This window comes from Herbivorax alkaliphila, from assembly GCF_030848475.1.
Lineage (GTDB): Bacteria > Bacillota > Clostridia > Acetivibrionales > Acetivibrionaceae > Herbivorax.
Genome location: NZ_JAVDDS010000078.1, coordinates 1 through 8,135 on the forward strand (window position 1 = coordinate 1; position 8,135 = coordinate 8,135).

The 8,135-nt window shown below is 29.7% G+C and carries 7 protein-coding genes; 6 read left to right on the forward strand and 1 reads right to left on the reverse strand.

The window, feature by feature from the left end:
• Nucleotides 1–55 precede the first annotated feature (55 nt).
• The 3 genes from sigI (at nt 56) to RBH29_RS16660 (ending at nt 4,832) form a co-directional block, all read left to right on the forward strand.
• Nucleotides 56–796 (forward strand): RNA polymerase sigma-I factor, encoded by a 741-nt coding sequence (sigI, locus tag RBH29_RS16650; RefSeq protein WP_306698127.1) that lies wholly within the window; start codon nt 56–58, stop codon nt 794–796.
• 3 nt (nt 797–799) lie between these two features.
• On the forward strand, nt 800–1,783 hold the full coding sequence (locus RBH29_RS16655; RefSeq protein ID WP_306698128.1) for an anti-sigma-I factor RsgI family protein: 984 nt from the start codon (nt 800–802) through the stop codon (nt 1,781–1,783).
• A gap of 133 nt (nt 1,784–1,916) precedes the next feature.
• Entirely contained in the window at nt 1,917–4,832 is a 2,916-nt protein-coding gene (locus tag RBH29_RS16660; protein WP_306698129.1) for a glycosyltransferase, read from the forward strand.
• Between the two features lie 76 nt (nt 4,833–4,908).
• Here the strand turns inward: RBH29_RS16660 and RBH29_RS16665 are convergent, their stop codons facing one another.
• Nucleotides 4,909–5,607, reverse strand: a complete 699-nt coding sequence (locus tag RBH29_RS16665) for a superoxide dismutase (RefSeq protein WP_306698131.1) — start codon at nt 5,605–5,607, stop codon at nt 4,909–4,911.
• A gap of 252 nt (nt 5,608–5,859) precedes the next feature.
• Between RBH29_RS16665 and RBH29_RS16670 the strand changes: the two genes are divergently transcribed.
• From RBH29_RS16670 to RBH29_RS16680, 3 genes are all read left to right on the forward strand, one after another.
• The gene (locus tag RBH29_RS16670) at nt 5,860–6,204 is read left to right on the forward strand and encodes a DUF4234 domain-containing protein (RefSeq protein ID WP_306698132.1); all 345 of its coding nucleotides are present in this window, start codon (nt 5,860–5,862) and stop codon (nt 6,202–6,204) included.
• 1 nt (nt 6,205) lies between these two features.
• Complete coding sequence (locus tag RBH29_RS16675) at nt 6,206–6,625, forward strand: DUF2752 domain-containing protein (RefSeq protein WP_306698133.1); 420 nt, start codon at nt 6,206–6,208, stop codon at nt 6,623–6,625.
• Nucleotides 6,626–6,948: 323 nt separating this feature from the next.
• Nucleotides 6,949–7,410 (forward strand): Hsp20/alpha crystallin family protein, encoded by a 462-nt coding sequence (locus RBH29_RS16680; protein WP_306698134.1) that lies wholly within the window; start codon nt 6,949–6,951, stop codon nt 7,408–7,410.
• The last annotated feature ends 725 nt before the right edge of the window (nt 7,411–8,135 follow it).

Genomic DNA, 8,135 nt, shown 5'->3' on the forward strand with positions numbered 1-8,135 from the left:
TAACCCACATAATTTTTAAAATGTCCTTGAACAGTATATAGAGGGGGGGCATCAATTGATAAAAGTTTTTTTCAACAAATCTAAAGACAAAAAGGATTTAGAAAGTGAAATTGTTGCTAAGATCAAAAAGGGTAATGATAAACTAAGGAATAAATTTATAGATGATTATAAGCCTTTTATAGTAAAATGTATATACAAAAATACAGGTAAGTTTGTTGAGGTTGAAAATAGTGAGGAATACAGCATAGGATTAATGGCCTTTAACGAAGCGATAGACTGTTTTGATAAAAAAAGAGGTTCTTTTATTAACTTTGCTGCACATGTTATAAAAAGAAGACTTATAAATTATAAATTAAGCAACAAGAAAAATAACTTGATTTATACTTTTACACATCTAGAAAGCAAAAAAACTAACATTGAAAACAACTATTCAGATGGCGAAAGTGAAAATTTACTTAGAAAATTTGAAGTTAAAGATGAAATTGATGATTTCAAGAAAAAACTAAGTGAATTTGAAATCACTTTATATGACCTTGTGAAAAAATCACCAAAGCATAAAGATGCTATATCTTCATGTATAAAAATAGCAAGGATATTAGCGGAAAATGATATTTTATATAATAAGCTTGTTAAAAGAAAAAAGCTTCCCATGCTTGAGCTTTTAAAGTTTGTAAATGTAAGCAAAAGAACAATAGAAAGAAACAGAAAATTTATTATTGCATCTTGTATAATTATTAAAAGTGATCTTGAAGTGGTGAAAGGATATTTAGAAAATGCAGAAAAGGAAGGGGGTTAGTCCATGAAGAAAGAGGGGGTTGTTTTAGAATTTTCTAAAAATAAGGCAATAATAATAAACTCAGAAAATCGTTATATAATGATAAAGCGAAAACCAGATATGCTTGTGGGTGAGGTGGTTGAGTATGAAGTGTTTGAAGAAATAAAAAATAAAAAGGTAGCTGGTATTGCTTCGACAGTTGCTGCCATTTCAGCTATTATTGTAGTTGCTTTTTTGCTGTATAATAATATATCAATAGAAAAAAAGACTTACGCTTTTATTGATATTGATATAAATCCAAGTATTGAATTGCGTATTGACCAAGATAACAGAGTATTAAAAAGTTATTATTTTAATGAAAGTGCTAAAGAACTTTTGAAAGAAATGGAATTAGATGGGCTGAGTGTTAATGAAGCAGTTGGTTTAATTGTTGAAAAGTCAGAAAGAGAGGGATTAATCCAGTTGAATCAAGAAGATGTAGTGTATGTTTCGGCGGCACTGAATGAAGATGCAGATATTAAGTATGATAAAGAACTTTTGAATGTTATTTTAAAGAATATTGAAATAAATCTAAATAATTTATATAACAGGAAAATTCAAGTTAAAACAAAAAGTGTTGCATGTGAACTTAGAAAAAATGCCAGAGAAAACAATATATCTATGGGAAAGTATTCTTTGTTTTATGAGGCTGTTGAAGAGGGATTAGAAATTACAATTGAAGAAGTAAGGCAAACTCCTATTAGAGAAACAATGGAAAGAATAGAGAAAAGAAAAATGATTGAAGAAAATAAAAGAATAGAGGAGAAGCAAAGGAGAGAAGAAAACAAAAGAACAGAAGAAATTAAGGAAGAAAACAAAGAGAAAAAAGATAGCCAAGGTAAAGAGGAGATTCAGAAGAGGGAAGAGAGTCAAAGAAAAGAAGAGAATCGAAGAAAAGAAGAAAGTCAAAAAAGAGAAAAGAGTCAAAGGAGAGAGGAAACTCTTAATTTTTTTAATACACCCACATAAAAAATTTTTAAAAAATGAAATATATTAATAATGAATATAGCCTCTTTTAAAAAATTTAAAGAGGTTATATTTATGAAAAATTTATTGTTTTCATAAAGAAACATTTTTAAAAAGATTTTTAGGGGTGCGTACATTGAACAAATTTTTAGGCAAATTATTATCTGCATTATTTTTAAAAAATTCTTCAAAAAGATTGGCATTTGCGGCTTCAACAGGTGTATTAATAGGTTTACTTCCTTTATTTGGGATTAGGTTTTTGATTGTTTTTTTAATATCTATACTTTTTAAATTGAATATAATAGCACTTTTTACAGGAGTTATTTTTGCTTCCTTTTGTCCAGCGATAATTAATTTTATTGTATGGGGTATGGGGAAAAATGTAGATAATTCAATTTTGCTTTTGACTGTGATAGCAGGAATACTTTTAGTACTGGCATCCCATGTATTTTTTAAGGGAATATATTTTTATATGTTTAATAATATTGAGGAAGGTTTTGTGAAGAAATTAATTATATCAAGTACTATTGGTGTATTAATTAGTTTTATACAACCATTATTTGATGCTGGCATATTGACAATGAGTGGTATTGTTTTACTTTTTCTTATCTTTAAGTTTAACATTTTTGGGATTGTTACAGGCGTAGTATTTGGAACAGGAATAATTATTCAAATTGTGAGAACATTAATTTTTTGGGCAGAACATGGTTTTTCAGGAAAGAACATTTCTGTTTTATTATCAGGCGTTTTATCTCCTTGGGAGTTTTTAAATGTTATTGTTGACATGCAATTTAACTATTTGTTTGTAATATTAATATTTATTTTTGTACCGTTTTTATTTTATCCCATATTTAAGTTTGTTTTCAGTCGAAAAAGTGTTTATAGATTTACAGGTGAAAAAGACTATATATATAAAGATGATACTGGAATGAGATGGCTAAGGGTAAAACAGCTTACAGGACTGGTTATGATATTTATTTTAATCCAGGGGGGACTTTTTTATGCAGGATTGGGTATAAGTACATCTGATAATGCAGTAGAGGCTTTTTATGAGGCCTTGGAGAGTGAAGATAAATATTTAGAAATTAATGAATATGAGTATGGAATAGTTTGTAGTAATTACAAACTGAAAAAAGCATCTGAATCTGAGGAGGTTGCACTTGTATTTACAGGAGAAACTCATCATGAATATACATCACAAATACTTGAAATATTAAAAGAAAAAGATTTAAAAGCTACTTTTTTTGTATCAGGTAAAAATGCATATTCACATTCCGGTCTATTAAAAAGGATATACAATGATGGTCATGATATAGGAAATCACAGATATTCTAATGAGGAGGTTTCAAATGGTTCATATATTAAAAAAGCTGTTGGAATAAACTTAACTAATAATATTATTGAGATGTTTACCGGGCACTCTAGTATTCTATTAATGCAGCCTTATGTGGAAGAAGGTATTTTGGATTCATCTGAAAAATTAGAATTTAATAAAATTTTCAGCGATAAGGGGTATATAGTTTTTGAAAGTCCAAATGGTATTGAAGAAATCGAAAGTTATTCACCAGAACAAATTGTTGAAAAAGCAAATGAAGACATTAAAAATAAGAGAACAATTATTATGCAAAACAGTGAAGATACTGTAGAGTCTCTACCTTTAATAGTTGAGTCTATTGAAGATAGGGGATATAAATTAAATAGTATAAGCGGGTTAATGGGAATGGAAAGAGACAAAATTATGCAACCTGTAAATGTTATAAATAGTATGTATTATAGAGCTACATATTTTTGCCTTTCGTTAATTAATAATGTAACTAGATTTTTATCAAATTTATTTGTATTTGCGTTGATTTTAGGTGTGATACGAATTGTATTTGTTATCTTTCTATCACACAGACAAAAGAAAAAGCATAGCCAGATGGAATTTAAGTACAACTATAATCCATTGGTTACGGTGGTAATTGCTGCATATAATGAGGAAAAAGTAATTTGTGAAACAGTGGAGTCAATATTACAAAGTGACTATAGCAACCTTGAAGTTCTTGTAGTTAATGATGGTTCTAAAGATGGTACTGAAAAAGTGGTTAGAGAAGAGTTTTTCAACAATCCACGTGTAAGTGTTATAACAAAAGAGAATGGTGGAAAAGCATCTTCTGTAAACAGAGGATTTAAAGAGGCAAAAGGGGAAATTGTAATTGTAATGGATGCAGATACTCTTCTTGATAAAAAGGCAGTTTCACTTCTTATTCGTCATTTTGAAAATGAAAATGTAGCAGCAGTGTCTGGAAATATTAAAGTTGGAAATAAAGATACAATTTTGACGATGTGGCAGCACATAGAGTATGTAACAGGCTTTAGTCTTGAAAGACGTGCATTTAGTGAACTTAATTGCATACCTGTTGTTCCAGGTGCAATAGGTGCATGGAGAAAAGAACTAGTGGCATCACTTGGATACTATAAGGAAGATACCCTCGCTGAAGATGCAGAGATTACAATTGAATTTTTAAAAAGAGGGTACAGAATATTATATGAAGAGGGAGCTAGGGCATATACTGAAGCTCCTGATAAATTGTCAGGTTTGTTAAAACAGCGTGTTCGTTGGATATATGGTGCTTTGCAGGTTATATATAAACACAGAGAAGTTTTTTTGAATCCAAAATACAGTAGAGTTGGTTTTATTACATTGCCCAATATTATACTTTATCAATTTATATTTCAATCTATATCTCCTGCAGCTGATATATTGTTTGTAAGTGGACTGATTAAAGGAGATATTTTAAATTCAACTTTTTTGTATTTAGCCTTTTTATCAATAGAGTTTGTTCTTACATTTTATGCTTTTTCCATTGAGAAAGAAAACAAAAAACCTTTACGATGGATTCTATTGCAAAGGCTTTTTTACAGACCATTTATGACGTATGTTGTCTACAAGGCAATTTATTCTGCTGTAAAAGGAGTAAAGGTTGGATGGAATAAGCTTAAGAGAAGAGGAAATGTTAAGAAGCAAGATTCAGTTTCAATAATGACAGATACAAATATGAAGAGTGCATGATTAGGATATAGTATTCACTTAAATAATATACACTCAAATAGGCTTTAGCCTTTTCAGAATTGAATATATAGTGTCTTTATTGATAGCTATTAATTGTAAGGGGTGATTTGCATTTTGAAGCTAAAATCAGTTTTCTTTCAACTTCGCACCAGTTCACTAATTGCCACCAATTTTTTACATAGTCACTTCTTCTATTTTGGTAGTCAATATAATAAGCATGTTCCCAGGAATCTATCACTAGTATAGGGATGCTCCCCCACTGGGTTAGATTCTGGTGCTTTTCAGCCGTTAGAATTTCCAGCCTATGCCATGCAGGATTCCAAGCTAGTACTGCCCAACCAGAGGCTTCTACATCTATAGCAGCTTGTGTAAATTGTTTTTGAAAAGAAGAAAAACTACCAAAGCTTATGTTTATTTGATTTAAAGTGTTATAGCCAAGATTACTGCCTCTTCCAAAAGGTGCCATTGTGGTCCAGTAAATACTATGGAGTATGTGTCCTGAACCATTAAAGGCCAGTTCCCTTTCCCAATGTTTTACTAATGAAAAATCGTTTTCTTTTCTTGATTTCTCAAGTTCTATTTCTGCTTTGTTTAAACCATCAACATATGATTTGTGGTGTTTAGTGTGATGGATTGTCAATGCATAAGAACTTATAACAGGTTCAAGAGCATTATAATTATAGGGAAGAGAGGGTAATTTATGTTCACCCACTGGGACTTTTATATATTGTTGCACTAGTATTAACCTCCTAAATAATAAGTTTGTAAAAATCATTTGAATATTTTATTATACTTATTCAATTAAAATTATGTGATAAAGAATATAATTTTAATATATGGAAAACTTGAGCCTCAAAATTCTACAAAATTTTAGGTTTTATATGGTTTTTTGTTGAAAAACAATAAGCAATAAGTTATAATTATAAAAAAATATTATTTTAGTAACTATGTAAATTTTGTTTTATTGGTATAAATAATATAGTGTTAATATTATTTATATATTAACAAAAGCAAGGGGGGTGAAATTGTGGAGAATAGAAGTGTTGGAATGTCAATTCTTTTGTCGGTTGTCACTTGTGGAATTTATTCCATATATTGGATGTATAAAGTAGCAGAAGAGATGATAGCATATAACAATGAAGATGGAAGCCCTGGGTTAGAAGTACTGTTGTCGTTTGTGACATGTGGCATATATTATTTCTATTGGAATTATAAGATGGGAAAGAGAATTTACGATGCTCAAGTAAATACAGATGGAGTTACTGCATCTGATGATTCAGTTTTGTATGTACTTCTTTCTATTTTTGGATTAGGTCTTGTTTCAGTGGCTATAATGCAGAGTAATATGAATAAACTAAGCGGTAGTTGGTAATATGAAAAAAATTATTGTTATTTTTGTTGTTGTTGGACTTATAAGTGTTGGTCTAAGTCTTATAACTGATAAAAGCATTTGTGTATTTTTAAATTTAACTGGGCTTCCCTGTCCTTCATGTGGAATGACAAGAGCAGTAATTTTGTTTGTCAAAGGTGATTTATCAGGAGCGTTTTATTATCATCCGTTATTTTTTTTACCTTTTGTAGTTGTTCTTATTAATTATAAAAAGGTTAGACAAAATAAAGTTATATTTAATGGATTGGTTTATGCACTTATTGCTATTTTTTTAGTGGTATATATCATTAGATTAGTCAAACTGTTTCCTGACAAAGAGCCTTTTTTGTTTTATTCAGATGGGCTGTTGCCAATGGTTTTTCAGTTTATTAAAAGTTTGTTTAACACGCTTTATGCAAATTAACCCCACCATAACATAAAGTTATGATGGGGTTAGTTTTTGTTCAAAAAAAATTCAAAAAAAGTTCAAAAAAATTGCGTTGACAAGAAATTAGATATTTAATACAATATTATTAGCACTCGATAGAGGCGAGTGCTAAAGATGAATTTTAATAATCCTTACTAACCTATATGTATGTTAGGAGGTGTTTAAAATGACTTAATGTTTTTAAAGTTTGATTTATTTTATCATCAAAAAATTTTGTTTTTACCTGCAGTAGGTGATTATGTACAGGTATTTATATACTGTGGGAGAGTTAAACAAACAAACTAATGGAGGTGTTATGTATGGCAAGCTTAATACCTTTTGAAAGAAAAAATGGTGGAATGAGAAAAAGAGGGAATTTAGCTGATTTTATGGACGTTGACAAAATGTTTGAAAGCTTTTTCAATGACACAATTTTTCCTGCACATTACAGTAATAGTGGACATATGAAAGTGGATATTAAAGAAACAAAGAAAGATTATATATTAGAAGCCGAGTTGCCGGGAATAAACAAAGAAGATATTAATATTGAAACAGATGATGACAGATTGACAATAAGTGTGGCTAGAGAAGAAGACAGTGAGGATAAGGGAAGCGACTATATTAGAAAAGAGAGAAGAACAAGTTCAATGGTTAGATCATTTGCAATTGATGGTGTGCAAAATGATAAAATTACGGCAAAACATGAAAATGGTATACTAACTGTGGTTTTACCTAAAAAGCAAGATTCAAAGGGAAAGGCAAAAAGAATAAATATTTCGTAGATGTTCCATATTCAATCCCCTCTCACATGAGTATAGTAAAAGGAACGGAGATGTAGATAATTAATCCTTAACATCTTCGTTCCTTTATTAAATTTAGAAGTGTTCTATCTAGAATATCTAAGTATGCATATTGCATTTTTGTTCTTTATTTTCAATGATGTTTATCACAATATTTTGATATATTAGAAGAAGAAATTTATTTACATAATCAAGGGAGTGTGTTAAAATATATATATGTATAATGTAAATTAACTTTTTTTATCGACTTTGTAGCAAGATACCTTTCCTTAAGTTTGTTGATATAAGGTGAGGTTTTATTAAGAATTCGTTAGGGCATATTGCTATGCTTATAAAGAGTCTGAATTGAGTGGCTCTGTAAAGCAAGGATTATTCTTCCTTTAGGGAGAGGAGGATGTCAAGTTCTATCTTATCTGCATAATCTAACTCTAAAAGATATAATTTAATGAGAAAGCGTAAAAAATAACTATTTGAGGGAAGTAATGTACTTATTGCAGTTATAAAAACTTAAGAAGGGGGGCACATTGTAAAAGAATCTATTGTTTATAATATAGCTTATTAATTTAGTTCAGGGTTAAAAAAAATTAGGAGGTTTATTTAGAATGAAAAAAAAGATTAGCTTTTTAGTACTTGTAGTATTTTTAGTTGGTTCATTGTTACCAGCAAGTTTTTTAGCTGTACATGGGGAAGAGGCTACACCATCAGGG